Source organism: Rummeliibacillus sp. TYF005 (assembly GCF_003844195.1).
Taxonomy (GTDB): Bacteria; Bacillota; Bacilli; order Bacillales_A; family Planococcaceae; genus Rummeliibacillus.
The window spans coordinates 1-1,639 of the sequence record NZ_ML122640.1 but is presented as its reverse complement, the minus strand read 5'-3'; the positions used below and the strand labels follow the sequence as shown (position 1 = coordinate 1,639).

2 tRNA genes are annotated in these 1,639 nt (G+C 31.4%); both read left to right on the top strand.

What is annotated here, in order from left to right:
- Position 1 precedes the first annotated feature (1 nt).
- Positions 2–78 (top strand) — tRNA-Asn (locus CW357_RS17990).
- A gap of 6 nt (positions 79–84) precedes the next feature.
- Positions 85–156: transfer RNA gene (locus tag CW357_RS17985), tRNA-Glu, on the top strand.
- The last annotated feature ends 1,483 nt before the right edge of the window (positions 157–1,639 follow it).

Below are 1,639 nucleotides of genomic sequence, written 5' to 3'. Positions count from 1 at the left end.
TTCCGAAGTAGCTCAGTTGGTAGCAGCATCTGACTGTTAATCAGAGGGTCGCAGGTTCGAGTCCTGCCTTCGGAGCCATATACTGGCCCCTTGGTCAAGTGGTTAAGACACCTCCCTTTCACGGAGGTAACATGGGTTCGAATCCCGTAGGGGTCATATTAAATCCTTTAGAACATTAGATTCTAAAGGGTTTTTTTATGTCTCTTTGTAAATAGAAATCTATATATCTCTATACTAAATGTGGTAGTGGGGGCAATATAATTCTTTGACAACCTTCCAAAAAAACACAATACTCAAACTTTTTGATCGTTTAATGTGCACAATAAAGGATTGGAATGAGTATGGATGTAAGAACATTTTGTCATGGAACTACTAGGAACTAAGGATAAACATGTTGAATTATGGAAAATGGAAATCATGAATGTCCTTAATGAAAATCGTCTATTAAGAAAACATCTACGAAAAAGATGTTGTTTACGTACAAGTTGTAAGAAGACATACTTTTAAAATTATCATTTATTCAACTTTATCAACTGTTCTTTAACGAGTAGAATGAAATGACGTAAGTCTGTGCAGTGAAAGGAAAAACGTTAAAGAAACAGCCACACAATATGGAACATCTGTCAGTACAATTTTTAATTATTTTGATCGAGTGATTTCAAAATCAATCAAGGGGATGAAAGTTGTTACCAGTAATCGTGATAGATGCTCAAGTAACATCAGGGATTTAAAGTGAAAATCTATCTGTGAAAGTTAAGTTATTAATACACTATATAAATATATAGGTAGCACAATAGAATAAGGGTTGAAGATTGTGTTTCCACCCCAACTATTTAAAAAGAGTCGAGGCTTAAAAGAGGCTGCTGCACTTACTGCTTTTCGTAAAGTTGCTAATACAATTTCTGCGCATATCTTTTTGAAGAAGATAAATAATACCTCTTTTTCTTCAATTAACTTTTGATATCACCTATGGTATCTTTCTTTTTTCGTTGCACTCAAGATCCTAATCCTTATAGTATAATATATTGTTAAACTGAGCTTGCAATTCGTTCATTTGCTATTCACTCTAGATATTTGATTGTATTATATACATTTCTTTCACCCGTGCTATATCATTCATTATTCCTTTGAGAGATTATAGGTCACCGTGTTGGTGAATAAAAGATTATAACGCTTTTATATCAAGCATTAGCAATTATTAAAGTAAACTTACATGATGATAATGCTGCATACTATCGTTGCAAAGAATTCGAAAACTAATTGATTTTGAAAGCATGAATAAAGAATAACCTTGTTTAGATTATATGGTATGTATACAGATTTTGTTGTGAGACGATGATATACTTGTTTAATAAATAGATACGGGGGAAGGGGGCTTTAATTTCGCCAACTATTAGCATACGTATGATTAGAGGATAAAGAAAAAATTTATATAAAAATACTTGTTGACAAAAAACTTTATATTTCATATAATATTAGAGTCGCTGAAAGAACAGCGGTAGAATATAAATAAAATAATATTATAAACAATATTAAATTATTTAAAATTCGTTATTGACATAGTTAATTTATTTTAGTATAATGATTAAGTTGTTGCAAGATGACAGAATGAACCTTGAAAACTGAACAAGCAAGATGT